The organism is Nocardia sp. NPDC050630 (genome assembly GCF_044457245.1).
Classification (GTDB): Bacteria; Actinomycetota; Actinomycetes; order Mycobacteriales; family Mycobacteriaceae; genus Nocardia.
The window spans coordinates 98,548-122,239 of record NZ_JBITGN010000012.1 but is presented as its reverse complement, the minus strand read 5'-3'; the positions used below and the strand labels follow the sequence as shown (position 1 = coordinate 122,239).

Annotated in this window: 22 protein-coding genes; 14 read left to right on the top strand and 8 right to left on the bottom strand. The window is 67.0% G+C overall.

The window, feature by feature from the left end; all coding sequences use genetic code 11:
- Window positions 1-32: 32 nt before the first annotated feature.
- On the top strand, window positions 33-803 hold the full coding sequence (locus ACIBG0_RS27355; RefSeq protein ID WP_397036051.1) for a hypothetical protein: 771 nt from the start codon (window positions 33-35) through the stop codon (window positions 801-803).
- A gap of 4 nt (window positions 804-807) precedes the next feature.
- Here the strand turns inward: ACIBG0_RS27355 and ACIBG0_RS27350 are convergent, their stop codons facing one another.
- On the bottom strand, window positions 808-1,944 hold the full coding sequence (locus ACIBG0_RS27350) for an epoxide hydrolase family protein (RefSeq protein WP_397036049.1): 1,137 nt from the start codon (window positions 1,942-1,944) through the stop codon (window positions 808-810).
- Between the two features lie 89 nt (window positions 1,945-2,033).
- On the opposite strand from ACIBG0_RS27350, the gene ACIBG0_RS27345 reads away from it, so the two are divergent.
- Together ACIBG0_RS27345 and ACIBG0_RS27340 are read left to right on the top strand one after the other, a co-directional pair.
- The gene (locus ACIBG0_RS27345; protein ID WP_397036047.1) at window positions 2,034-2,993 is read left to right on the top strand and encodes a helix-turn-helix transcriptional regulator; all 960 of its coding nucleotides are present in this window, start codon (window positions 2,034-2,036) and stop codon (window positions 2,991-2,993) included.
- A 58-nt stretch (window positions 2,994-3,051) separates the two neighbouring features.
- On the top strand, window positions 3,052-3,381 hold the full coding sequence (locus ACIBG0_RS27340; RefSeq protein ID WP_397036046.1) for an MmcQ/YjbR family DNA-binding protein: 330 nt from the start codon (window positions 3,052-3,054) through the stop codon (window positions 3,379-3,381).
- Between the two features lie 5 nt (window positions 3,382-3,386).
- Here the strand turns inward: ACIBG0_RS27340 and ACIBG0_RS27335 are convergent, their stop codons facing one another.
- Window positions 3,387-4,235, bottom strand: coding sequence for an SMP-30/gluconolactonase/LRE family protein (locus ACIBG0_RS27335; protein ID WP_397036044.1), 849 nt, complete (start codon window positions 4,233-4,235; stop codon window positions 3,387-3,389).
- Between the two features lie 189 nt (window positions 4,236-4,424).
- On the opposite strand from ACIBG0_RS27335, the gene ACIBG0_RS27330 reads away from it, so the two are divergent.
- From ACIBG0_RS27330 to ACIBG0_RS27315, 4 genes are read left to right on the top strand one after another with little or no spacing between them, the layout of a single operon-like run.
- Complete coding sequence (locus ACIBG0_RS27330; protein WP_397036042.1) at window positions 4,425-5,147, top strand: alpha/beta hydrolase; 723 nt, start codon at window positions 4,425-4,427, stop codon at window positions 5,145-5,147.
- Window positions 5,148-5,194: 47 nt separating this feature from the next.
- Window positions 5,195-5,572 carry a hypothetical protein gene (locus tag ACIBG0_RS27325; RefSeq protein WP_397036040.1) on the top strand — a complete coding sequence of 126 codons (378 nt, stop codon included), beginning with the start codon at window positions 5,195-5,197 and terminating at the stop codon, window positions 5,570-5,572.
- Window positions 5,565-6,857 (top strand): WXG100 family type VII secretion target, encoded by a 1,293-nt coding sequence (locus tag ACIBG0_RS27320; RefSeq protein WP_397036038.1) that lies wholly within the window; start codon window positions 5,565-5,567, stop codon window positions 6,855-6,857. Before ACIBG0_RS27325 ends, ACIBG0_RS27320 begins: the two co-directional genes overlap by 8 nt.
- Window positions 6,839-7,711: an ESX secretion-associated protein EspG gene (locus tag ACIBG0_RS27315; RefSeq protein ID WP_397036036.1), complete on the top strand. Its 873-nt coding sequence runs from the start codon at window positions 6,839-6,841 to the stop codon at window positions 7,709-7,711. Before ACIBG0_RS27320 ends, ACIBG0_RS27315 begins: the two co-directional genes overlap by 19 nt.
- Window positions 7,712-7,796: 85 nt before the next feature.
- Here the strand turns inward: ACIBG0_RS27315 and ACIBG0_RS27310 are convergent, their stop codons facing one another.
- Together ACIBG0_RS27310 and ACIBG0_RS27305 are read right to left on the bottom strand one after the other, a co-directional pair.
- On the bottom strand, window positions 7,797-8,420 hold the full coding sequence (locus ACIBG0_RS27310) for a phosphoribosyltransferase (RefSeq protein ID WP_397036034.1): 624 nt from the start codon (window positions 8,418-8,420) through the stop codon (window positions 7,797-7,799).
- 11 nt (window positions 8,421-8,431) lie between these two features.
- The gene (locus ACIBG0_RS27305; protein WP_397036032.1) at window positions 8,432-9,286 is read right to left on the bottom strand and encodes a carbon-nitrogen hydrolase family protein; all 855 of its coding nucleotides are present in this window, start codon (window positions 9,284-9,286) and stop codon (window positions 8,432-8,434) included.
- A gap of 62 nt (window positions 9,287-9,348) precedes the next feature.
- Here ACIBG0_RS27305 and ACIBG0_RS27300 point away from each other — a divergent pair, with 62 nt between their 5' ends.
- Both ACIBG0_RS27300 and ACIBG0_RS27295 read left to right on the top strand, forming a co-directional pair.
- Entirely contained in the window at window positions 9,349-11,142 is a 1,794-nt protein-coding gene (locus ACIBG0_RS27300) for a DEAD/DEAH box helicase (RefSeq protein WP_397036030.1), read from the top strand.
- Window positions 11,143-11,375: 233 nt separating this feature from the next.
- On the top strand, window positions 11,376-14,771 hold the full coding sequence (locus ACIBG0_RS27295) for an AAA domain-containing protein (protein ID WP_397036028.1): 3,396 nt from the start codon (window positions 11,376-11,378) through the stop codon (window positions 14,769-14,771).
- A 120-nt stretch (window positions 14,772-14,891) separates the two neighbouring features.
- On the opposite strand, the gene ACIBG0_RS27290 is transcribed toward ACIBG0_RS27295, so the two are convergent.
- Together ACIBG0_RS27290 and ACIBG0_RS27285 are read right to left on the bottom strand one after the other, a co-directional pair.
- A complete protein-coding gene (locus ACIBG0_RS27290) occupies window positions 14,892-16,079 on the bottom strand; it encodes an amino acid deaminase/aldolase (RefSeq protein WP_397036026.1) in 1,188 nt (395 codons plus the stop codon).
- Window positions 16,080-16,117: 38 nt separating this feature from the next.
- Window positions 16,118-16,597, bottom strand: a complete 480-nt coding sequence (locus ACIBG0_RS27285; protein WP_397036024.1) for a TetR family transcriptional regulator — start codon at window positions 16,595-16,597, stop codon at window positions 16,118-16,120.
- A 419-nt stretch (window positions 16,598-17,016) separates the two neighbouring features.
- Between ACIBG0_RS27285 and ACIBG0_RS27280 the strand changes: the two genes are divergently transcribed.
- Window positions 17,017-17,763 carry a tyrosine-protein phosphatase gene (locus ACIBG0_RS27280; RefSeq protein WP_397036022.1) on the top strand — a complete coding sequence of 249 codons (747 nt, stop codon included), beginning with the start codon at window positions 17,017-17,019 and terminating at the stop codon, window positions 17,761-17,763.
- A gap of 1 nt (window position 17,764) precedes the next feature.
- Here ACIBG0_RS27280 and ACIBG0_RS27275 read toward each other — a convergent pair whose 3' ends face one another.
- A complete protein-coding gene (locus ACIBG0_RS27275) occupies window positions 17,765-19,033 on the bottom strand; it encodes a class I adenylate-forming enzyme family protein (RefSeq protein WP_397036020.1) in 1,269 nt (422 codons plus the stop codon).
- Between the two features lie 95 nt (window positions 19,034-19,128).
- Window positions 19,129-19,965: an enoyl-CoA hydratase/isomerase family protein gene (locus ACIBG0_RS27270; protein ID WP_397036018.1), complete on the bottom strand. Its 837-nt coding sequence runs from the start codon at window positions 19,963-19,965 to the stop codon at window positions 19,129-19,131.
- 38 nt (window positions 19,966-20,003) lie between these two features.
- Between ACIBG0_RS27270 and ACIBG0_RS27265 the strand changes: the two genes are divergently transcribed.
- From ACIBG0_RS27265 to ACIBG0_RS27250, 4 genes are all read left to right on the top strand, one after another.
- Entirely contained in the window at window positions 20,004-21,029 is a 1,026-nt protein-coding gene (locus ACIBG0_RS27265; protein WP_397036016.1) for a glutathione S-transferase family protein, read from the top strand.
- A gap of 112 nt (window positions 21,030-21,141) precedes the next feature.
- Window positions 21,142-21,873, top strand: coding sequence for a hypothetical protein (locus ACIBG0_RS27260; RefSeq protein WP_397036014.1), 732 nt, complete (start codon window positions 21,142-21,144; stop codon window positions 21,871-21,873).
- On the top strand, window positions 21,870-22,841 hold the full coding sequence (locus tag ACIBG0_RS27255; protein WP_397036012.1) for an ATP-binding cassette domain-containing protein: 972 nt from the start codon (window positions 21,870-21,872) through the stop codon (window positions 22,839-22,841). The genes ACIBG0_RS27260 and ACIBG0_RS27255 overlap by 4 nt, the downstream gene beginning before the upstream one ends.
- Window positions 22,838-23,620 (top strand): ABC transporter permease, encoded by a 783-nt coding sequence (locus tag ACIBG0_RS27250; RefSeq protein WP_397036010.1) that lies wholly within the window; start codon window positions 22,838-22,840, stop codon window positions 23,618-23,620. The genes ACIBG0_RS27255 and ACIBG0_RS27250 overlap by 4 nt, the downstream gene beginning before the upstream one ends.
- The last annotated feature ends 72 nt before the right edge of the window (window positions 23,621-23,692 follow it).

Below are 23,692 nucleotides of genomic sequence, written 5' to 3'. Positions count from 1 at the left end.
ACTATCCCGGTGTTCGGTATCGAGGAGAACGAGTGAACGGCAGATCCATCGCACGCACCACCGCGGCAGTGACATCTCTCGGGATCGGCGCGGTCCTCGCCCTCACCGGCACGGCGGTCGCCGACCCATCCCCCGTCGACGCCGGACTCGAACAACTCACCACCGATGCCGGATCCGATCCGACCGCCCAAGCGGGCGTCGGCGCGCTGAACCAGTTCACCAAGATGGTGGACATCGCCGAACTGCGCAATGTCTCGGCCGCGTTCACACCTTTCGCCTATGCCGCGCCGACCTTCGGTTGCGGTAGCGTCGGCCCGGTCACCACGATTATCGCGGCGGCCTCCACCGACGGCTCCAACCCCTATGGCGCCGCGGATCCGCTGCCCGGCACCTTGCGGTTCAGCGCGACACCCGCGCATTCGGGCGCGCCGCTGTCCTCCGGTCTCGTCGTGGCCTGGCTGAACGTCAATACCGGCGCGAGTGGCCTCACGACCCTCGACGACCGCACCGAATACAACATGCCCACGCTGTCCAAGACCGTGACCAGCGGCCCCGGCACCGTCATCGCCTCGATGTGGGGCATGATCGACTACCCTTTCGCGCACTGCGTGATGACGCCGACCGTCGGGATGTTCTACGTTCCGGATCGTCCGGTGCTGCCAGCTCCGGCACCGGAGAACACCGCGCCCGCACCGGCCCAGCCCGCCTCGACTCAGGCTCCGGCGCCACAACCCGTGGCACCGGCCGCCCCGAACAGCGCGGACTCCATATCGCAGGATGAGATCGCGCACCTGAACAACTGAGCGCTCAAGCCACCTTGCCGAAGAACGCCCGGATATCGGCGACGTGCATATCCGGCAGCTCCATCGGCACGAAATGGTTTCCGGTATTGCCCTCGGGCCAGTGCGCAATGGTGTTGTCGCGCTCGGCCAGACGCAGCATGAGTGCGGAGCCGCCCGCGTAGACGCCCGTCGGCACCGCCTTTTGGCCGGTGGGCCAGACGAATCCGCCATCGCCGAGACCGTTGTACATCGGCCAGGACGAGGTGCCCGCCGTGTTGGTGAACCAGTACAGGCTGATATTGGTCAGCAGATGATCACGATCCATGACGTCCTCGGCCAAGTCGGCCAGCGGGGTGAATTCGTTGAATTTCTGCATCAGCCAGGCGAGCAGACCCACCGGCGAATCGGTCCAGGCGTGCGCGAAAGTCTGTGGCGCGGCACGCAGTAGCACATGGTGGTTCACGCCGCCGGACATCCAGCCCTGCATCTGATCCCATTCCGCGCGTTCCTCCGGCGTCATGGTCGGCACATCGGCCCCGGTCGGCATACCGATACCGCCATCGATATGCACGCCGACCACCCGATCCGGTGCGATACGGGCGATTTCGGGAGCGACGTAGGCACCGAGATCGCCGCCCTGGGCGCCGTAGCGCCGATAGCCGAGCCGGTCCATCAGCTCGACCCACATCCGCGCGACCCGACGCACCGTCATCCCGGTCTCCTTCGGCCCCTCGGAGAACGCGAAACCGGGAACGGAGGGCACCACGACATGGAATGCCTGCGCCGGATCGAGCCCGTGGGCACGCGGATCGGCCAGCAGGCCGATGGTTTTGGTGAACTCGACGAACGAATTGGGCCAGCCGTGGGTCAGGATGAGCGGCAGCGCATCCGGCTCGGGCGAACGCACATGCAGGAAATGCACGTCCAGACCGTCGATTTCGGTGATGAACTGCGGGAATTCATTCAATGCCGCCTCCTGCGCCCGCCAGTCGAATCCGGTGCGCCAGTACTGGGCCAGCTCCCGCAGATAGTCGACCGGGACTCCGCGCTCCCAGCCGTTACCCGGCAGTTGCGCCGACCAGCGGGTGCGGGCCAGCCGGTCGATCAGATCGTCGATATCGGCCTGCGGAATATCGATGTGGAAGGGACGAATCTCGTTCATCGGCATGACTCCTAGCTATCGGGTACAGCGACCACGTTAGGGGCCAAGTAGGACTATTTATGTCCTAGTTATCTGGAATCCTGAAAATCATGAACAACACACCCGCCCGACTGCTGCGCCTGCTCTCGCTATTGCAGACACCACGGGAATGGCCGGGCAGTGAACTGGCCGAACGCCTCGGCGTCACCGACCGCACCGTGCGCCGCGATATCGATCGCCTACGCGAACTCGGCTACCCGGTCGAGGCATCGATGGGTGCGACGGGCGGCTACCGCCTGGTGGCCGGTGCCGCGATGCCGCCGCTATTGGTCGATGACGAGGAGGCGGTCGCCATTGCGGTCGGGCTGCGTGCTGCCGCGGGATCGGCCATCGTCGGCATCGAGGAGGCCTCGGTGCGCGCGCTCGCCAAGCTGGAGCAGGTGCTGCCCGCGAAACTGCGCCGCCGCGTGCGGGTACTCGGCACCGCCCTGGTGCCGCACACCGATGACGCCCCGGCCGTCGATCCCGAGGTGCTGACCGCGCTGGCCGCGGCCGTAACAAATAGGGAGCGTGTGCGTTTCGCGTATCGCAGCGAATCCGGTGCCGAAACCCGTCGGCATATCGAACCGGTCGCACTGGTGCCGTCGCGCCGCCGCTGGTACCTCGTCGGCCACGATGTAGACCACAACGACTGGCGCATCTTCCGCGTCGATCGCATCGACCGGCCGCAGCCGACCGGCGTCCGCTACCGCCCCCGAGAGCTGCCCGCCGCGGATCCGGCCGCCTATGTGGCCGGCCGCCGCACCGATTGGGGCACACCGCTGTTCCGCGTGCGCATAACGATCCAGGCCCCGATCGGCCGGGTCGCGGGACGTCTCGGCGACTCCCCCGGCGATATCGCACCCATCGACGACAACTCCTGCCGACTGGATGCCACCCGCGACGACGACCCGACCTGGTTGGCATACCGCCTGATCGACCTCGGCGCGGACTTCCGTGTCCACGAGCCTCCCGTCCTGGTGGAGCGGTTGCGTACGATCGCGTCCCGGATAACCGACGCCGTCACTTGATGGCCGAGGAAGCGATGTGCACGATAGGGGTCCGATTTCCGAACCGGAGGCCTGAACCGTGCTCGACGCCGACGATGTGCGCCGCATCGCGTTGTCCTTTCCCAAGACCGTGGAGAAGGAACGCTGGAACCATCCCACCTTCGATGTGGCGGGCAAAATGTTCGTCACCATCCCCGACGATCAGACCTCGTTCGCTATCCGCTGCCCCAAACACGATCGCGAGGAACTCATCGCCGCCGAACCGGACAAGTTCTGGGTCCCGCCGCACGAGGCATCCTCATCCTGGGTCCGGGCCCGGCTCACCGCTGTAGAAGATATCGATGAGCTGTACGACATCCTGCTGGATTCCTGGCGTCAGGCAGCACCACCGGACCTTATCGAGGACTGAACGGCTCAGTGCGGTAAGCGAATCCGCAGGATGGCGCCGCTCTCGGTGCCGGCGAGGAGTTCATCGGAACGGCCGGGCACGGCGACCACCGATGTCATCGGTTGGTCGGTCAGTACGGCGCATGCGCTGTTCGTGCCCGGATCGACGCGAACCAACTGGCCGGTCACTGTGGTCACGTAGAGCACGCCCGCGTCATCGATGATGAAATCGTCCGCGAAGTCCGGCACACCGGGTGACACCGTCAAGTCCGCGACCACGGCGACGCGGCCCGGATCATCGATCGGGAAACGCACGATCCGACCGAGCGGATTGCCGTTCATACTGAGATAGATCGAATTATCCCGCACTACAATGCCATTCGCGCCGGCGTAGTTCGCCCGCGCAGTCCAGTCCGCATCGACGACACCGTCCGGACGAATCCGAATCACGCCGAGGCCGGCCGCGACGTACAGATTGCCCTGCGCATCGAAGGCGGCGCCATTGGGCATGGTGAATCCGGAGGCGAATACCGTAGGCCGAGGGTCATCGGGATCGAAGCGCACTACGCCACCCGGACGCACGGCGCTCGTCGGTGAATCACCGAAGACGACGTACAGCAGTCCGTCCGGTCCGAGCCGAACCGCGCCCGGGAATTCGACCGGCACCGTGGCGGTCAACCGGCCCGCGCTGTCGTAGCGCTGCACCTCATTGCGGTACAGCCGCGACACCCACAGGTTGCCCAGCGCGTCGTAGCCAACGTTCTCCGACCAGTCGAGCACTGGCAGTCCGGCTGGCACGGCCGTGGCGGCTCGGGCCGACGCGCATGCGGCGACCGTGCCCGGCTCGGCTTCGGCCATGGCAGCCGATGCATCCATACCGGCACAGCTCAGCGCGAAAGCAGCCGCCCACAGTCCTACGTTCGGACGATGCAGCTTTCTCAAAGCGAACCTCGACTCTTCTGCCCGACCTATCGGCCGGAAGTCTAGCCAACTTGTCAGTTATTAACTGGCAAGTAGTTATGTCAAGAACTCGACTGCATCCCCCCGAGTTGACAGTATTTACAGATGCCCTTCTTCGATGGCGCACGCGGACGGATGCATTATCGGCGATGGCCGGTCGACCACCCGACGGCGACCGCGGTGCTCTTGCCCGGAATGGGCCAGCACAGCGGCCACTACCACCGCTTTGCCCGCACCGCGACTTCCGCCGGGATCGAACTGTGGGCGCTGGACACCACGGGGCACGGGTTGAGCGAGGGCGATCCGAACAACCCCGGCACGCTGGTGGAACTGGTGGACGATGCGATGCGGCTGATCGAGCTGGTCCGCGCGGAATTGCCGGGCAGGCCGCTGATGCTGATGGGCCATTCACTCGGGGCGGTCACCGCCTTGGGCATTCTGGGCGCGGCGGTCCCGGATCAGACCAGCGCGGCCGACGACTTGCACGGATTAGAGGCCAAGTACCCGCTGCGTCCGAGCCTGCCGCCGACCGAACTGGTCGGGCTGGTGCTGTCCGGAGTGCCGAAGCGCGCGCTCGGCGGCGGCGCGCCCGGTGCACCCGGCACGCCGTTGCCGAGCACCCTGCCGATTCTCGCCGTGCACGGTATCGAGGACCGACGGGCGCCGATCGATGCGATGAGGGGCTGGACTCGTCGCCACGATTGGGTAAGTTTGCGTGAGTACGCCGACGCCGGGCACGACCTGTTGCACGAGCCGGTGCACGCGCGGGTCGCTGCCGACATCGCGGACTGGATGCAGGGTGTCGTCGTGGGGTTGGCGCACCGGTGAGTTGATCACGGCTGCGCGGGCAGCACGACGAGGAAGGGGGCGGCGAAATGTCGGACGTGACAGCGCTGAATCAAGCGATCGACGATGGCCAGCTCTGGATCGATGGGGTGCTGGTCGCCGAGGGGGCACACGAACAGTGCGCTAGGCGCTATGCACAACTCGCCGATGAGGTCGAGGCCCAGATCGCCGTATTGAGTAGTGCCACATCGCTTCCCGGCTTCGGCGGCTTCGATTCCGGTGCGGCGCTGCGGCGCGGCTTCGAAGACAAGGCCGACGACGCGATCACTCGATTGCGCGCATACGCCGACGCCGCAAGGGCACTCGCGCAGACCTTCCGCGCGGCCGGAGCGGCATACACCCGGGCCGATACGGATCTGGCAGCCGCGGTCGGTCAGGTCGAGGTGGCGGGAGCGGCGCATGCGTAAGATGCCGCACTCCGGTGAGAAGACCCCCATCCGATATGCCGACCCCAGCTACACCGACCCCAACTACGCGCAGACCGTCGAAATTTTCGACAACCTGTCGCATCGCGAAATCCACAACGGTGTCCAGTTGATGAATCCGGTTGTCCTGTCAGCCGGACAGCAGGCGTGGCAAGGCAGTTCAACCGGACTCGCCACCGCAGTCGAACAGGCGCACAGCGAGATTCGGGCCGCGATGGCCGACGGTTGGCGCGGTGCCGCGGCGGATGCCGCCGCGGCAGCGGTGCGCGAATTCGAGCGGCACGGACAGCAACTCGCCGATGTCATGGCCGCGGTCGGTCAGCGGCTCGGCCAGGCGGGCGATGCCGCCGAGGCACTGCGGGCGGCCGTGGTCGAACCATCCAGCGAGACAACGGATCTAGCTGGTGCACTGCTGGATCCGACCAAGGCGACCGAGAACACCGCCACACAGAAATCCGCCGACGGCATCCGCCAGGATGCGGTGCAGGCGATGGACAGCATCTACACGAATGTGTTCATCGCGACAGGATCCGGTGTGCCCGCCTTCCCCGATGCGGTGACCGCTGAGGTGCCGCAGTCCTGCGCCACCACACCTGCCGCTCAGGTATCCGCGACGACCGTCCTCGACAGCGGTACGCAAACCCTCACCACCCCAACGGTTTCGACGACTGCGGCGGTACCGACCGCACCGCACACCACCGTCGAGCCCACCGCGGCGACTCAACCGGCGAGTGCGCCGACCACTGTCCCTCCGGTGGGGACCACTGCCGACACCGCACCCGCCGCCGCCGCCGAACCCGTTGTGCCGACGGCGGATTCCCCAGCAACGAGCGCCGCCGCAGCCACCACACCGACGACCACACCGGATCACTCGGTGCGACCGGGTACCACCGCACCGGTGACCACCGCCGCATCCACCTCGGTAATCGCCCCGACGGTTCCCGGCACCTCCAACACCGACGATGAGCGCAAACGTGATGAGCGCAAGCGTGATGCGAGCAGCGACGCGATCAACGGTGTCGGGGCGGGTGCGGTCGGCGGACTCATGGGCGGCGCGATGGTCGCGGGCGACAGCACGCGCTCCGGCATGAGCACCAGTGCGGCCGCTGCCCGCGCGGCCCACGAAGAGGACGAGTACGACGACGACTACCACTTCTTCGACGACGATCTGACCTTCCTGGAACCGGCCGATGACGGCGGTGAGCTGATCGGTGATATGGATCCGACGACACCCCCGGTCGTCGGCGAATGGACCGAACTGGAGTGAACTGGACGCTGACCCCGGACCAGTTCGCCATGGCCTGGGCCCGCACCGATGGCGACCGCATCCCCTACCCACTCGCCGTGCGCCTGTCGGCTCGCGATACCGCAGAGCGCACCGCCCAACTCCCCGCCCTCAATCGTTGGTGCGATGAGACTCTCGACGCCGACCTGGAAGGCGCATTGCGGGTGCTGGCCCGTCCCACCGTGCGTATCGAGGTCTTCGGCGAGCGCGATACCGCAGAGCCATCGGCGGGAGTCGATGGCGGGCAGGACGGCACGGTCGAGGCGACGGGTTTGGTCGAACAGACCGGTCCCGTAGTCGCCCAGCCGAGCATCGCGGCGCAATCGCGTCCGGTTCGGGTACTCGGTGCGATCGCCGGAGATATCGCGGTGGTCGCGGCGCAACGCGCGGGCGCGACCACCGACCGCGGCGGCGATATACGACTTTTCGTCGATCGCGTGAAAAACCTTTCCGCACGGGTGATTTCGGTGCTGCCGGAGAATACGTCCGGCACCACACCGCAATTGACCGCACCGCTGGCCCGGGTCAACGAGGACAGCCGGGATCTGGTGACCGTGCCGGTAGCCGGACCCACCACGCCGACCCGAATTCGCAAGCTGCTCCGGCAATCCCGCGACGGTATCGGCCAGATCGTGGTCTCGGTGCGCCGAGCCGACGGCGAACTGCGTCCCTTCGGGGTGCTGTGCTGGATTGATGTGATCGGCGACGGTAGGTACTCGGTGCGCACCGGGATCGATGTAGATATCGTGCCGGTCACCGCCCAACGGTTCACCGCACAACTGCGGCCGATGGTCACCGCGGCCGAACGCACCCTCACCTTGGCCGAGCGTTGGTGACCGCGCCCCTGATCGGCGTGTGCGTCGGTCGGCGCTGAGGCCATGGTCGGCAATGGCACCACGGTCCTCGATCGGCGCGGGCACCTCATGCGAGGAGCGTGGTGACCTCGTCGTCTGCCAACTGGTGGAAGTCGCGGTACGCCATTCCGACGCCGCCGAGCGACCGCGGCACCCATGGGCAGACCACTTCATCCGCCTCTGCGGCCACCCGGCGCAGCGCCTCGGAGGACGACACCGGCACCGCAACGACGATCCGCGTCGGTTGATGCAGTTGGGCGACCCGGCATGCGACGGCCACCGTCGCCCCGGTCGCCATGCCGTCGTCCACGATCACCGTCGTGCGGCCGGCGATCGGGATCGGCTTGGCATCACCGCGCCACACCTCACGTCGGCGCTCGAGTTCGGCCCGTTCCAGCTCCTCGATCTCGGCGACCTGACGCGGCGTTATCCCGGTGTGCGACAACACATCCTCATTGAGAACCCGGATACCTTCCTCACCGATGGCCCCCATAGCCAACTCCGGCTGCCACGGCACACCGAGCTTGCGGACCAACAGGATATCGAGATCGCCTCCGATTACCTCGCGCACGGCGGCCGCCACCGGAACCCCACCGCGGGGCAGTCCGAGCACCAGCGGTTGCATCGCACGCAGGTGGCCGAGTTCCGAACCCAGCGCGCGACCGGCCGCTGTCCGATCGGAGTAGATCATCCGAATTAACGCTACTCCGGTGCGCGCTCGGTGACCGCGAATCGCCGCAATGCCAGGCTGGGATTGGTGCGGCGGACCGTGGCGAGCTGTTCGAGGTCGATATCGGCGGTGAGCACGCCCGGTTCGTCGCCGAGTTCAGCGAGGACGGCACCGGTCGGGTCGATGATCATCGACGCGCCAGCACCACGCGGGGCGCATTGATCGGCAGCGGCCATGTAGACGGTGTTCTCGATGGCACGTGCACGCAGCAACGTCGTCCACTGATCAACCTTCGCCGGACCGGGAATCCACTGCGCCGGCAGCACAAGCACCTGTGCGCCCGCAGCCGCGACGCGACGGCAGCCTTCCGGGAACCGAAGATCGAAACAGGTCTGCATGCCGAATGTCACAGCACCGACCGTGAAGGTGGCCGGCGCCTCGATCGCACCCGGCTCGACGACATCGGATTCGAGATGTCCGAACGCGTCGTAGAGATGAACCTTGCGGTACTTCGTCACCAGGTTCGCATCGGGTCCGAGCACGACGAGGGTATTGCGGATCCGACCCGCTTCCGGCGCCACTTGCTCGACCATTCCGGCGACCAGATACACCCCGCATTCGCGCGCGATATCGCCGAGGCCAGTGACGAACGGCCCGGTCAGCGGTTCGGCGACGGCCACGACCCGCTCGTCGAGCCGGGTCACGGCAAACATCGAGTATTCGGGCGCGACCACCACCTTCGCACCCCGTTCGGAGGCCGCGCGAACATACTCGCGCAGCGTTCGCAGATTGCTGGTCGGATCGGTTCCCGGCGCGAATTGAACCACCGCCACAGCCACCGCCGATGTCGTCGGATCGTGATGCGCGGACACGCTTTCGGGTTGCATACGTCTCACCGTATTGGCCCGGTGGCCGGGACGACCACCGGGAGGCAGTAAACTGCTGGTCAATGAGTACCAATCAGGTCGACAGCGTTCCTGGCGACAACGACAGGGACAACGACGGCCCGACCTTCGCCGATCTGGGCATCGATGACCGCATCCTCGCGGCCATCGCCGATGTGGGTTATGAGTCGCCGTCTCCCATCCAGGCCGCGACCATTCCACCGCTGCTCGAAGGCGCCGATGTGGTCGGGCTGGCCCAGACCGGCACCGGCAAAACCGCGGCATTCGCCATCCCGATCCTCATGGGTATCGAGGCGACCGGCAAACTTCCGCGCGCCCTCGTGCTGGCCCCGACGCGCGAACTCGCGATCCAGGTCGCCGAGGCATTCGGGCGATATGCCACCCACATTCCCGGACTGCATGTGCTGCCGATCTACGGCGGCCAGGCCTATGGCGTCCAACTCTCCGGCCTGCGCCGCGGCGCGCATGTCGTGGTGGGCACGCCGGGCCGGGTGATCGACCACCTGGAGAAGGGCACGCTCGACCTGTCGCAGCTGCAGTATCTGGTGCTCGACGAGGCCGACGAGATGCTGAAGATGGGGTTCCAGGAGGATGTCGAGCGCATCCTCGCCGACACCCCGCGCGAGAAGCAGGTCGCGCTTTTCTCCGCGACGATGCCCTCGGCGATCCGCAGCATCTCCAAGAAGTATCTGCGCGAACCGGTCGAGATCACCGTCAAGTCGAAGACCTCCACCGCTACCAACATCACCCAGCGCTGGGTGCAGGTCTCGCATCAGCGCAAGCTCGACGCACTCACCCGGATTCTCGAGGTCGAGTCGTTCGAGGCGATGATCCTGTTCGTGCGCACCAAGCAGGCCACCGAGGAACTGGCCGAAAAGCTGCGCTCGCGTGGATTCTCCGCCGCGGCGATCAATGGCGATATCGCGCAGAACCAGCGTGAGCGAACCATCGGCCAGCTGAAGTCCGGTGCGCTCGACATTCTGGTCGCCACCGATGTCGCCGCCCGCGGACTCGATGTGGATCGCATCTCGCATGTGGTCAACTACGACATTCCGCACGACACCGAGTCCTATGTGCACCGGATCGGCCGCACCGGCCGGGCTGGGCGCAGCGGTGAGGCGCTGCTGTTCGTCGCACCGCGGGAACGGCATCTACTCAAGGCGATCGAGCGTGCTACCCGGCATCCGCTGACCGAAATGCAGCTGCCCAGCGTCGATGATGTGAACACCCAGCGCGTCGCCAAATTCGGCGATTCGATCACCGAGAATCTCAGCTCGACGAACTTGGCGCTGTTCCGCAAGCTCATCGAGGACTACGAGCGCGAGCACAACATTCCGCTCGTTGATATCGCGGCGGCACTGGCGGTCAGCGGTTACGACGGCGACAACTTCTTCATGGAGCCCGAGCCGGAGCCGGTCGAACGCCCGCAGCGCGAACGCATGCCGCGCGGCGACCGCCCAGCGCGCGGATTCGAGGGCGAAGATCGCGGTCCATCGCATCACCGCGGCACCGGAGCCGAATTGGCGACCTACCGGATCAGCGTCGGCAAGCGGCACCGGGTGGTGCCAGGCGCGATCGTCGGCGCCATCGCCAATGAGGGCGGACTGCGCCGCAGCGATTTCGGACATATCAGCATCCGGCCGGACCACAGCCTGGTCGAACTGCCCGCCGACCTATCCTCGGAGACGCTGGAAGCGTTGCGGCGCACCAGGATCAGCGGCCAGCTGATTCAGCTGCAGCTCGATTCCGGGCCGCCGGGCGGACGTCCGTTCCGCGCCGGACCGCGTCGCGATCGCGACGGCGGCAAGCGACCCGAACGGCGTAAACCACGCTCCTGAACCGGGGACGGGTAAACCGCCTTTGGGAGCGACGGGCCCGGAGGCGGTAGCTTGCGTAACCACGCAGGGCCCCGCGGACACCGAATTCAACGCCGGTGGGAGCGACAGGCCCGGAGGCGGTAGCTTGCGTAACCACGCAGGGCCCCGCGGACACCGAATTCAACGCAGCCAAATCGGCTAGCTACAGTGTTGCCGTCCGTGTCCGGCGAAGACACAGGAGGCCGCGTTTGATCGTGTTCGGTGATCGTGTCGTCTGTTCCGCCGTCGACCTGGTACGCGCGGCGCGCTGTGAATTCGAGTTGCTGCGTGCCCTCGATACCGAACTGGGCACCATCGCTGGTACGGCGGATGTGGTGCCGGATCACGCGTCGCGCAGCGCATTCCACGATGCGCGCGCCCGCAGGCTCGCGGACTTCCGTGATCGGTTCGGCAGTCAGATGGTGGAGATCCACTGCGCCGCGCACGATCCGGTGGTCGATCCCGAGGGGTATATCGCCGCGCTGCGGACCGCCAATGCCGAGACGGTCGCGGCGCTGCGGGCCGGTGCGCATGTGCTGCACGGTGCCACCTTCTTCGACGGAAAATTCGTCTGTACCGGCGATTTCCTGGTGCGGGCTGGTCATCGGGTGCGCTACACCGTGCACGGCATCGCGGCCGGTCCACCGGATCGGATCGACGTGGCACTCGAACTCGCCGCCTGCGCCGACGCTGTGGACCGCAGCGGCGCGCTCACCGCTCCGCTGATCCGGTTGTACCTGGACGAGGACAGCGAGACCTTCGCGCTCACCGATCTGCTTCCGGTGTATCTGGCTCGGCGCGGCCGGGTGGAGCGGATTCTGGAAGACAAACTGAGCGAGTTGCTGCCCGTGCAGTGGGGCGATCCGCGCTATCTCGCCTGCGGCCACTGCCCGACCTGCACCAGCGCCATCTCGGCGGCGCGTGATCTGCTGCTGGTGGCCGGTATGCCGCGCACCGCGCGGGCCCGACTGCGCGAGGCCGGGGTGAGCACCATCGACCGGCTCGCGAGTAGCACCACCACCGCCGTGCCCGGCCTCCCGCCGCGCACCCTTACCGCATTGCGTCGCCAAGCCGGAATCCAACTGGCCCGAGAAGATTCCGGACAGCCGACCCACACGCTGGTCGACCCGATCGCATTGGGCGCGTTGCCGCCGCCGTCACCGGGCGATCTCGCGCTCACCATCGAGCAGGGGCCATCGGGGCGGCTGCTCGGTATCGAGGTGGGTGGCAACGGCACAGTCCACGTGACCTTCCGCGCCCCGTTCGGCGCGGCACCCGCACCGTATCGGGCGATGACCGATTTCGCCGACGAGGAGGCCGGGCAGCGGCGCGCGTTGGACGAGATGCTCGACTTCATCGCACAACGGCTGCGGATGTATCCGGATATGCGCGTATACCACTACACCTCCAGCGTGCGCTCGGCGCTGCTGCGGTGGACGGGTCGGTACGGAGTCGGTGAGGAGATCGTCGAAGATCTGCTGCACGCCGGTGTGCTCGTCGATCTGTATCCCATCGTGCGCAGTGCCCTGCTGATCGGCGAACGCTCCTATCGGCTCAGTCGGCTACGCCGGCTGCTGCCGAACACCGCAGGCCAGGAACGCGATTGCGTCACCGTGCTGCGGCTGCGTGACTGGCTGCTGGATCGGGCGGCCGAGCGGCGCGTGGACTCGGATGCGGTGCTGCTGGATCAGGCGAGTTCGTGGTGTCTGGTGCCGAGTCCGGAGGAGCCGGATCCGCCGCCGCCGTCGCGGCCGTCATCGATCGAGGCCGCACTCGCGGAATACGCGGCGGCACAGGGCGAGCCGCATCATCCTGCGGCATTGATGGCGGCAGCGCTCGGTTATCACCGGCGCGAACGTCAGCCGCTGTGGTGGGCGCATGCCGACCGGCTCAGCCATCCGGTGGACGAATGGGCCGACGCGCCAGGCGTATTGGTGGCCGATTGGGGCACGGTCGACACCAAATGGCATCGCAGCCCGCATCAGCCGACCATGCGCAGATACCTCACGCTGACCGGAAGGATCGGCATCGGCTGGGGCGGTAGCGAAACCGCGGGCGGCGCCGCGACAGGCACGGTGCTGACCCCGGGTGCCACTGTGTACACCTTCTACGATCAGCCGGTCGCCGCCGGGATGATCACCGCCGTCGGCCGACGAGCGACCGCCACCGCGACCGTGCTCGGCTGCTCGGTCGACGCGAATTTCGACGACACCGTGCGGCTGGAGGAACTACTGCCGCACGGCTGCGAACCCTATGACGAACTGCCGACCGCGATCGCGCCCGGCCTGCCCGCCTGGAACGAGAACATCGAGACCGCGGTCGAATTCGCGGCCCAGCAACTGCTGATGGCACTACCGCGGATCCCGGCGGGCGCGGTCTTCGACATCCTCGCCCGCCGACCCCCGCGGCTGCGGCGCGCCGCACGGCTACCGGATGTGCACGGTGACCACGCGGCGGCCATCATGGCCGCGCTGCGCGATCTCGACGATTCCTATCTCGCGGTGCAGGGTCCCTCGGGCACCGGCAAGACCTCCACCATCGCCAGGGCGGTCGAACGTCTGGTCACGCGGCACAAGTGGCGCGTCGGGATCGTCGCGCAGACGCATGCGACGGTGGAGAGCCTGCTCGACATGATCGTCGCGATGGGCGTGCTACCGGAACTGGTGGCAAAAAAGGATGCCGTGGCGGTGGCGCCGGAGTGGTCGGTGATCGATGGCACGCGCTATCCGCGGTTTCTGGACAATGCGGTCAACGGCTGCGTCATCGGCGGCCTACCAGCCGATTTCGCCGATGAGGAGGTAGTCCCCGGCAACAATCTGGACCTGCTCGTAATCGCCGATGCGGGCCGCTTCCCGCTCGCCGATACCGTCGCCGTCGCGATGAGTGCGCGCAACCTGCTGCTGCTCGGCGATCCCGCGCCGTCCGCGGCGCGCAGTGCGCATCCGGAACCGGTCGACGAGTCGGTGCTCGGCTGGCTCACCGAGGGCCGCCACACGCTGCCCGCCGACCGCGGCTACTTCCTGGACCGCACCTGGCGGATGCATCCGCGGGTCTGTGATCCGATCTCCCGGCTGTACTACGACAACCGCCTACGCTCCAACGAGACCGTCACGCTCGCACGCCAACTGGAGGGCATCGAGCCGGGCGTGGAGACGGTGCTGGTGCCGCACAGCGGCGATTCGACCGAATCGATGGCCGAGGCTCGCGAGGTGGTCCGCCGGGTGCGCGCCCTGCTCGGCGCCTCGTGGACGACCGGTGCGATGACGCGACGGCTACATCCGCACGACATCCTCGTGGTCGCGCCCTACAGCGCCCAAGTCGGCCTGATCCGAACGCTGCTGGCCCGGGCCAAGATCGAGGATGTGCTGGTCGGCACCGCCGAGCGGTTCCGCGGCCGGGAGGCGGCGGTGGTGCTCATGTCGATGACCACATCCAGCCCCGCCGACGCGCCTTACGGCATGCGATTCCTACTGTCGCGCAGTCTGGTTCAGGCGACGCTGTGCCGGGCGATGTGGAAGGCCGTCATCATTCGGTCACCACTACTCACCGAATATCTGCCGAGTACGCCGGACGATCTATCGGATCTGGCGACATTCCTGCGACTCAGCTGAATATTTCTTTCAGCATTCGGTCGGTTTGTGACCGAAATAATCAATCCGAACCGGTTGGTTCTTTTAATGGAATTCGATCTTGAAATTGCAGGCGCGCGCAATTCGCAATTAGCAGCCGGCTCAACCGAAGCAGTTGCCCTCACCGCGATAAGTGGGCACTGTCGTCCGCGTGCCCTCACCATCGATCAGATGGATCTGGTCGAACCGCTCGCACAACTCCCCCGCCTTGGCATGCCGGAACCAGACCCGGTCGCCGATCCGCAGTTCAGCGGCTCCGGACAGCGGCGTCTGCACCTCGCCGGCGCCCTCGGTACCGAGCAGCCGCAAACCGGTGGGCCACACCGGCTTCGGCACCCGCGACGCCCCGGTCGGACCGGAGGCGATGTAACCGCCCGCGAAGACCGTCGCGATGGACGGAGTCGGCTTGCGCAGCACCGATGTGGCGAAGAACAGCGCAGGACTCGGGGTGAAGGCGCGGTAGTGATCGAAGAGCGTCGGCACATACAGTCCGGAGCCCGCGGTCACCTCGGTGACATCCGGATCGGTGACGCTGACCTCGATGGATCCGGAACCGCCGCTATTAACGATCTCCAACTTGCCGACCACAGAGCACACCGCGTCCAGAACCTGCCCGCGCCGCTTGCCGATTTCGGCCGCCGAGGCCCGCTTCACCAGGCGCACAGCGATATTGGAGTCGGGTAGCCCGGCGATCTGCGCCTCATAGGTCATCACGCCGACCACGTCGAACCCACGGTTCATCGCCTCGCGCGCGAGCGCGGCGGCCTGTTCGGGGGTGCGCACCGGTGAGCGCCGAACGCCCAGGTGCAGCGGCCCGATCCGCAGCGAAGCGTCCACATCGAGGCAGATCCGCGGTCGCACCAGATCGGTACCGACCGCGGCCCGGATCAGGTCCAGCTGCGCGAGATCGTCGACCATCAACGTGATGGATCGGCGCAGCGTGTCGTCGGCGGCGAGTTCGGCGAGCGCCGCACGGTCTACGCTCGGATAGCCGAGCAGCACATCGCGCGCGCCGAGGCGGACCAGCCAGATGGCCTCCGCCAACGAGTAGGACATGATGCCCGCGAAGCCGCCGGACGCGCAGAGCCCGGTGCCGAGCACCTCCTCGAGCACCGCGCGACAGCGCACCGATTTACTCGCGACTCGGATGGACACCCCACCCGCACGACGGACCAGGTCAGCGGCATTGGCGCGGAGTGCAGTCAGGTCGAGGGCGGCCAGCGGCGGGTCCAGCTCGGCCGTGGCCGCATGCAGGGCGACAATCGGCGACGTGTCTGTCACCAGACCCACCCAACCACCAAACTGGTCAAACGTCCAGTATTGCGGGATCAGACTTCGGCAGCCCGGGTGGCCAGGCTGCTGACCAGGTCGTCGAGTACCACCAGCATCGTTTCGTCATTGCAATCCGCGAGCCAGCGCAGCACGGTGCCCTGGAGCACCGAGACCGCGTAGGCCGCGATGGCATCTGTCGGCTCCAACCACTGCGCGCCCGAACGGTCGGCACACAGGTCCAGGAAGCTTGCGACCTCGGAGTCCATCTCCCGGAACAGGGCCGTAGCCTGCGGGTCGGCGACACAGTCGGTCTGCGCCTCCCACCGTTCGGCCAGCTGATGCGCGGTCGCTTCGTACCTGCGGGCCTGCTTGGCCGGAGCCGCCTTGACCAGCGGCCAGTACGCACTCACACCAGCATGCAGCAGCACCCGAAGTGCTCGCACTCCGGTGAAATCGAGTGAGGCGGCCGCCTTCTCGACGGCCTCGCAGATGGTCGGCCGCAGCCTGACCGCCGCTATTTCTCCACGTACGCTCAACGACGACTCCCTCGAGGAAAGAACTCGCGCACCTTCGTCGGCGCGGCTCGCTGAACACGACAGGCGACTCTCATGAATCCCGCGTTAGGGAATTTCCTGGTTGCCCAGTCCAACATTCATCAATCGTAGAGGGTTTCCAGGTTTTAAGAACGGCTTCGTTGGGTATTTCCAGACTGGAAGAATGTTTTGTTACCCAAACGGGATCCCGCCGCAATCGGGCGGGGTTCACTGGAATCGCCTCCCAGGACGTCACTCTCGCGTCCGCCGCGCGCACGATAGACCATTGAGCACACTACGGTACGTAACGGTACCGCCCTGGCACTTTGTGGCGGATCCCACACCAACACCTCGCAAACTGGACGATCGACGGTTCCGCGATCGACACCGTGCCGACACCGCGAGGTAGCTAGCCTGGACCGGTGACTCTCTCGCCCTCGGCCGACCAGTTCTATCTGACCGGCACGTTCAACTTCCGCGATCTCGGCGGTCTGCGCACCATCGATGGCGCGCGCATCCGCCCCGGCGTGCTGTTGCGCTCGGCCCAATTGAGCGGACTCGATCTGCCCGGACACGCGATCCTGCGCGAGCTCGGCGTCACCGAGGTCTTCGACCTGCGCGGGCCGCGCGAGATCGAGCACATCGGCCACGACAATCTGCCCGAGGGCGTGCGACTGAATGTCACACCATTCGATTCTCGGATGGCCGAGGCGCCGCCGCACGATGCGCAGACCGGCTCCGCATTCACGCACATGCTGGAGGTCTACCGGTACTTCCCGACCCTGCCCGAGGCGAATACCGCGATCATCACCATCGCCGAGACGATCGCCAACGGCGAGGGTGCGGTGCTGGTGCACTGTGCGGCAGGTAAGGACCGGACCGGCTGGGCGATCGCGTCACTGCTGCGCGCGGTCGCGGTCGGCGAGGCCGATGTACTCGCCGACTTCATGGCCAGCAATGACGCCGTCCCGGCGCTGCGCGCCATGATGGCACCGAAACTCACTGCGGGAGTTGAACTTTCCATCGATATCCTCGGCGTGCGGGAGGACTACCTGCGCATCGCGACGGACGCGGTGCACGAACGCCACGGTGATTTCGAGACCTACCTGACCGCCATCGGGTTCACCGCGGATCTGCGCTCGCGGCTGCGCGATCGCCTACTCGAGTGAGTCACCCGGCCGGCGCTTGCTCGCGTCGGACCAGACCGTCGGCATCGATGCTGACCTGATCGCCGGTGTGGAACCAACTTCCGGTGAAGCGGTCGGCGGTGGCCACCGGATCGTTCCAGTAGCGATGGGTCACATTCGGTCCGCGACACAGCAATTCACCGTGGCCCGACTGCGCCTGCGGCCCCCACAGCGCCAATTCGGTACCGCCGAAGGGGAATCCGAGCACCGGATCGGCGCCTGGTGCGGTGTCGGTCTCGTGATCGACGACCAAGCCGATGCCGCTGGTTTCGGTCGCGCCCCAGACCGACCACTGCCGCGCGGCCGGGAACATGTCCCGCAGCGGCGCGACCAGATCAGCGGGATCGGTACGATCGGCGGCGCGTTCGCCGCGATGGCCCGCATTGCTGACCCGCACGATGCCCTCGGTGCGCAGTCCCGCACTGCGCAGCGCCGCGAGTTCGGGCAGCAGGCGGGCGAAGATGCGCGGTGTCGCGGAAACCATATCGATCCGTTCGGAGACAATGGTTTCCGCGAGACAGCGACTATCCGGGGCGAGGACGACGGTGCCGCCGACGGCGAAGGTCGGCAGCAGCTGGTCCACACAGCCGCTGGCATGTGCCAGCGGTAACAGCACTAGATTGCGCAACCCATCGGTCGGTAGATCCATCGCCGCGACGACGGAACGGATTGCCGAGAGCAGATTCTCGTTGGTCAGCTCGACGCCCTTGGGCGCGACGGTGGCATGGGCCGGACAGCCCCCCGTGCCGCTGGTGTAGCAGAGCAGCGCAAGATCGCTCAGGGCCGCACCGTCGTCGATGAAGGCGGCGCCATCGGGCAGTTCGTCGCTGCCGCCGTCGAGCGCGAAATCAGTACTGCTGTCGGCCATCACCCGCTCGGCCACCGCATCGGGCAGTCCGTCGTGCACCAACACCGGAACCGCGCCGCTGAGCAGCGCACCGAGGAAGGCCTGGACCCAGCGCACGCCCGTCGGCATGTGGATGGCGACCCGGTCGCCGTAGCCGATGCCGTGTTCTTGCAGGCCACCCGCGATGCGGGAGGCGCGGTGCCACAGCTCCCGATAGCTCAGCCGGGGGCCGCCGATCTCCACCACCGCCTCCCTGGTCGAGAAGGCATGCACCTGCAGATCCAATAGTTCGGTCAGCGCCGGGGTGAGGTTGCCGTAGCGCAGCACCCCATCGGCGCCGCGGGCCAGCGGGGCGTCGCAAGCGTGTGGACGGTTGAGTGGATATTCGACCAGAAACTGCGACATGAGTCCTCCGCACGCGCCTCGAGCCCGCAGGCTCTTGCGACTATATGACGCGAGTCACAATTTCGCTGGCATAGGAGAGGAACGTGTCCCGGCTGTCATCGGCCGGTGTAGGTCGCCTTCCCCGGTCCCACCTCCAGGAAGCTGCGCACCGCGCCGCGCAGATCCGCCGTATCGAACAGCGCGCCGGACACCTCCGGCGTCACCGAATCCGCATGCGCCACACCACCCGATCGCCACGCCTCGATGATCTGTTTCGTCGCGGCATGTGCCCGGGTGGGGCCATCGGCCAGTCGAGCCGTCAATTCCTTTGCCGCGGCGTCGACATCGTCGTGGACGGCGTTGACCACGCCCCATTCGGCCATGGTCGCGGCGTCGTAGAGGTCACCGGTCATCACGAATTCGCGAGCGCGGCCCGAACCGGCACGCTCGGCCAGGCGCTGCGGACCGCCCATCGACGGTGTCAGACCGACGACCGTTTCCACCAGACCGAATTTCGCCTTCGGCGCGGCCAGGATGATGTCGCAGGCCAGGGCCATTTCGAAGGCGGCGGTCAGGGTGAGGCCGTGCGCGGCGAAGACCACCGGACACGGAAGCGCTTCCAGCGGATGGATGATCTGCGCGAACAGGGCGCGCCACAGTTCAGCGCCCCGCTCAACCGCCGAGGGGATGGCATCCGATGGACTCGGCGGGGTGGGTGCGAGGAGCCCGTCGAAGACGTGCACGTCGACGCCGCCGGAGACCACCTTGCCCTCGGCCCGCAGCAGCACCGCGCGCGGCGGGTTGGCCGAGAGCTCGGCGAGATCCTCGACGAGCGCGTCCAACATCGACCGATCGAACAGATTCAGCGGCGGATTGGCCAGGGTGAGCGTCGCGACTTCGGCGCCGCCGTCGGTGGTTTCCCGGGTCAGCCTGGTGGCCTTCGTATCACTCATCCGGCAAGACTAAGGCGTCGATCTGCCAGACTAGGCGAGTGACCAAGTCGGTATCGGAAAACGGCTCCTACGTCGAGCCCGGTGAGTTCAACCGGGATACGAATTACATCACCACACGCATCACCGCTGACGGCCGCGACGGGTATCCGGTCGAGCCGGGGCGCTATCGGCTGGTTGCGGCGCGGGCCTGTCCGTGGGCCAATCGCACACTGATCGTGCGCAGGCTGCTCGGGCTGGAAGACGTCGTATCGCTCGGACTGTGCGGGCCGACACACGACAAGCTCAGCTGGACCTTCGATCTGGATCCCGGCGGGGTGGATCCGGTGCTCGGCATCCCCCGCTTGCGTGATGCCTACCTTGCGCGATTCCCGGACTATCCGCGCGGCATCACGGTTCCCGCACTCGTGGACGTTCCCACCGGGCAGGTGGTGACCAACGACTACGCGCAGATCACGCTCGACTTCTCCAGCGAGTGGACCGAATACCATCGCCCCGGCGCGCCGCAGCTGTATCCGCGGGAGCTGCGGGCCGAGATCGACGAGGTGAACCTGGCCGTCTTCCGGGATGTCAACAACGGCGTCTACCGGTGCGGCTTCGCTGGAACGCAGGAAGCGTACGAGGCGGCCTACGAGCGGCTCTTCGCCCGATTGGACTGGCTCTCCGATCGGCTCGCGACCCAGCGCTACCTGGTGGGCGACACCATTACCGAGGCCGACGTCCGGCTGTTCACCACGCTGATCCGCTTCGATCCGGTCTACCACGGCCATTTCAAGACCAACCGCAGCAAGCTGAGCGAAATGCCGGTGCTGTGGGCCTATGTGCGTGATCTCTACCAGACACCCGGATTCGGCGACACCGTCGATTTCGGGCAGATCAAGAAGCACTACTACGTGGTGCACGCCGATATCAACCCGACCCAGATCGTGCCGAAGGGCCCGGATCTGACCGACCTGCTGACCCCGCACGGCCGAGAAGGGCTGGGCGGCAGGCCATTCGGCGACGGCACCCCGCCGCCACCGCCGCCACTCACCGAGCGGGTCCCCGCGCTGCGCGAACCGGCGTGATGGAACCGACACGCTGGGAACCCGGCCGAGCGGGTACATCGTTGTCATGACGAGCCGATAGCGGTCGGTGCAATAAGGTCGTTGCGTACGGGCGGAAGAGGAGGATATCGCCGTGTTCAAAGGCACGTTCGAGAAGACGGTGGTCCAGCTACTCGATACCGGGTCGCGCCTGCAGGCGCCCGCGGTCGCCAAGTACGTCGACCGGCTGCGGCGTTCGCATCCGGCGGAGAGTCCCGCGCAGATCATCGAGCGGCTCGAGCACCAGTACCTACTCGCGGTCACCAGCAGCGGCGGTGCGGTCGGCGCGACAGCCGCAGTGCCCGGCGTCGGCACGATCGCGGCACTCGCGGCGGTCAGTGCCGAGACGACCTTCTTCATGGAGGCGTCCGCGGTGTTCACGCTGGCCGTCGCGGCCGTGCACGGTATCTCCCCGGAGGATAAGGAGACGCGGCGGGCGCTGGTGCTCGCGGTCGTGCTCGGCGAGAGCGGGATGGAGATCGTCGAGAAGACAGTCGGTCATTCGGCGAAGAACTGGGGCACACTGTTCGCCAACAGGATTCCCGGGCTATCGAGCATGAACGATTCGCTGCTCAAGCGATTCGTCATCCGCTTCATCACCAAGCGGGCGGCATTGATGGCGGGCAAGGTGGTGCCCGCCGGCATCGGCGCGGTGATCGGCGGCGTCGGCAACCGGACACTCGGCAAGACCACGATCAACAACGCGCGCAAGGCATTCGGCCCCGCGCCGGTGACCTGGCCCGCCGATCGGCAGCTCGTCATCGATGCCGATCCGCTGCCGGCCCTGGATCCGGGCAAGCCGCAACCCCCGACCACGCCGCGATGAGCGCGGGCCGACCGCTCGCCTTCTCCGTTCACGGCCTGACCAAGCGCTACAACCTGGTCACCGCGGTCGAAAACGTGAGCTTCACCGTGCCGTCCGGGACCACCGCCGCCCTGGTTGGTCCGGCGGGCGCGGGTAAGACGACGATTCTGCGGATCCTGCTCGGGCTGCTCCAGCCGACTTCCGGAACCGCCGCAGTCGGCGGGCCGGGTTCCCGGCGCGACGGATCGGCGGTCGTCGTCGGCGCCATGTTGCAGCCGCGAGGTCTGCATCCGGCTCGAAGCGCGCGTGATCATCTGCTGGTCTATGCGGCGGCCGCCAGGGTCGAGGACCCGCGGGTCGACGAGGTGATCCAGGTGGTCGGCCTCGGTGACTCGGCGAAGACGCGGGCGGGCGAGCTGTCGCCCGGATCGCAGACCCGGCTGGCCCTGGCGACCGCGCTGCTCGGCGACCCACAGCTGCTGATTCTCGATGAGCCCCTGGCCGGTCTCGATGCGGCGGAACGCGCCTGGCTGCCCGACCTACTGCGGCGGCACACCCGCCGTGGTGGCTCGGTCCTGTTGTCCAGCGAAAGTCTGGCGAATGTAATTCCCATGGCGGACAACATCATTGTCGTGAGCGAGGGTTCGGTGGTCTACCAGGGGACACCCGCTAGGCTACGGCGCGGTCATCCCGATCGGCTGGTCGTCGCCGCATCGACCCCGATCGCGCTCGCGACGATGTTGGCGGCACAGGGCTTCACCGATGCGGTGATCCGTCCCGACGGACGCCTGGCCGTTGCCGAGGCGAGCGAAGAGCAGATCCGTGCGGCGGCGACGGCGGCCAATGTGCGCGTGGACAATATCGTCGCCGATCAGATCCACCCGGACCGAGTGCTCGCCTCGCTGGTCAAACCGGCCCGCCCGCCCCAGCCCGCCCCCTATGCCGGGATCGCACCGCAGCAACCGACCCCCTATGGGATTCCACGATGATCGCTGTTCTGCCTCCGGACCTCGTTCCGGCCGTCAACTCCGAGGTCCGCAAGGTCAGCACGCTGCGCGCGAGCCGAATCCTGGCCGCACTGATCCCCGCGATCGCCCTCGTCGCGAGCACGGTGACCGCACTGCTGGCCGGACCCGCCGATCCGAAATCCAATCCGGCCACGGGCGCGGCGACCATCGGGCTCTATATCGGTCTCGCGGCCGCGATCGTGCTGGCAGGCGCCTTCGGTGCGGCCGGTGCGGGTGCCGAATATCGTTACGGGACAATATCGTCCACCGCCGTGTTCACCCCCGACCGGGATCGGCTGGCCGCCGCGAAGTTCCTCGTCACCGCGGGTTTCGCCTTGGCGGCGACCTTCGTCGTCGAACTCATCGCCTTCGTCTGTCTGCTCGGTTTCGGCCGCGGCAAATTCGACTTCGGAGTGCGCTTGCTGGCGGTTCTCGGCGGCGGGCTGCTCGCCGCGGTCTGCTGGTCCCTGATCGGGGCCGGTCTGGGATTGCTGCTGCGCACCTCCACCACCGCGGTCGCGGCGATGCTCGGTTGGCTGGTGATCATCGAGCCGTTGACCTGGGTGGTCGCCAAGGCGATCGGCCTCGCCGGAGTGGTCGCCGTCCTGCCCGGTTCCGCCACCGTCAGCACCGTCGCCGTCGGATCCTTCAAAGACAGCGATTTCCTGGCACCCACCCCCGCCGCCTTGGTGGTCCTCATTCTCTGGACGATCGCCGCCGCGGGCGGGGCCTGGTGGTTGCTCCGCACCAGCGACATCTGACGCCGCCCCGGCGGCGGGGAACAAACAACGGTGCGGCACGTGTCATTACCGTCGGGACAGCACGACAAGACG

Bases quoted from the DNA above. Each gene is read 5' to 3' on its own strand.
- ACIBG0_RS27350 (WP_397036049.1), bottom strand. From the start codon at position 1,944: ATGAACGAGATTCGTCCCTTCCACATCGATATTCCGCAGGCCGATATC.
- ACIBG0_RS27345 (WP_397036047.1), top strand. From the start codon at position 2,034: ATGAACAACACACCCGCCCGACTGCTGCGCCTGCTCTCGCTATTGCAG.
- ACIBG0_RS27335 (WP_397036044.1), bottom strand. From the start codon at position 4,235: ATGGATGCATCGGCTGCCATGGCCGAAGCCGAGCCGGGCACGGTCGCC.
- ACIBG0_RS27330 (WP_397036042.1), top strand. From the start codon at position 4,425: ATGCCCTTCTTCGATGGCGCACGCGGACGGATGCATTATCGGCGATGG.
- ACIBG0_RS27325 (WP_397036040.1), top strand. From the start codon at position 5,195: ATGTCGGACGTGACAGCGCTGAATCAAGCGATCGACGATGGCCAGCTC.
- ACIBG0_RS27320 (WP_397036038.1), top strand. From the start codon at position 5,565: ATGCGTAAGATGCCGCACTCCGGTGAGAAGACCCCCATCCGATATGCC.
- ACIBG0_RS27315 (WP_397036036.1), top strand. From the start codon at position 6,839: ATGGACCGAACTGGAGTGAACTGGACGCTGACCCCGGACCAGTTCGCC.
- ACIBG0_RS27310 (WP_397036034.1), bottom strand. From the start codon at position 8,420: ATGATCTACTCCGATCGGACAGCGGCCGGTCGCGCGCTGGGTTCGGAA.
- ACIBG0_RS27305 (WP_397036032.1), bottom strand. From the start codon at position 9,286: ATGCAACCCGAAAGCGTGTCCGCGCATCACGATCCGACGACATCGGCG.
- ACIBG0_RS27300 (WP_397036030.1), top strand. From the start codon at position 9,349: ATGAGTACCAATCAGGTCGACAGCGTTCCTGGCGACAACGACAGGGAC.
- ACIBG0_RS27275 (WP_397036020.1), bottom strand. From the start codon at position 19,033: ATGTCGCAGTTTCTGGTCGAATATCCACTCAACCGTCCACACGCTTGC.
- ACIBG0_RS27270 (WP_397036018.1), bottom strand. From the start codon at position 19,965: ATGAGTGATACGAAGGCCACCAGGCTGACCCGGGAAACCACCGACGGC.
- ACIBG0_RS27255 (WP_397036012.1), top strand. From the start codon at position 21,870: ATGAGCGCGGGCCGACCGCTCGCCTTCTCCGTTCACGGCCTGACCAAG.
- ACIBG0_RS27250 (WP_397036010.1), top strand. From the start codon at position 22,838: ATGATCGCTGTTCTGCCTCCGGACCTCGTTCCGGCCGTCAACTCCGAG.